General features: G+C 33.7%; 1 protein-coding gene. It reads left to right on the forward strand.

Features of this window, described 5'->3' with window-relative positions:
• Window positions 1-128 precede the first annotated feature (128 nt).
• Window positions 129-800, forward strand: a complete 672-nt coding sequence (locus ACQ93I_RS17215; protein ID WP_431699610.1) for a RusA family crossover junction endodeoxyribonuclease — start codon at window positions 129-131, stop codon at window positions 798-800.
• Window positions 801-803 lie beyond the last annotated feature (3 nt).

Here is an 803-nt window from a genome sequence, read left to right on the forward strand (position 1 = left end):
AAAAAATGCTCAAACCTGTCTCAATTCGAAAGTCCGTGCTCGCTTGCAACGCCTGATTGTCCTGCGGACAATCAAGCTCGCCAGCTCGCACTATTTTTTATACGGGACGTTGGCGTTAATTTTGAAAAATGAATAACTATAATTTTAATAATTACTCAAATGAACCGCCTGAATATGGGTTCCTTACGCTCTCTTTTATGTTGGAACCTGTTTCTTTACAATCAAGTTCAAGAAGGAAAGAACTTGTGAAAACAGAAATACGAAAAGTCACTAGTAAACTTAATTATCTTCTAAGTGGTGACGTTAAAGTTGAAATTCAGTGGATGTTGCACGAACAAGAAAGATATGAAAGTGGCTATTCACCTGATATTGACAACATAATTAAACCAATTTTAGACGGTTTATCCGGTCCTGAAGGAATTTTAATTGATGATTGTCAAGTCCAAACCATTGGAAGTCACTGGTTGGATTGGACAAGAGAAGAGCACCGTATAAATATTGAAATAAGATATCTAGCTGAAGATTTTGTTCCAAAAGCGAATTTAGTATTTGTGAACGTTGGTAAAAAGTTATACATGCCATTTCATACTAATATTAATCAAAAAGCAAATGAACTAATACTTGAAAGTTTACTCCAAATGATGAAATTAAGGAAAGAGGTAATGGATGAAACTGCTGATTACCATAAATCGAAGTTATTCAAATCGGGACAAAGGTTCTTTCATAAGAACAGAGTATATGGTGAATTTCAAACAATGGAAATTGAAGAATTCAAAACATATATTTCAAAAAAAAACTAACGC

Source organism: Salinimicrobium sp. WS361 (genome assembly GCF_050750585.1).
Classification (GTDB): Bacteria; Bacteroidota; Bacteroidia; order Flavobacteriales; family Flavobacteriaceae; genus Salinimicrobium.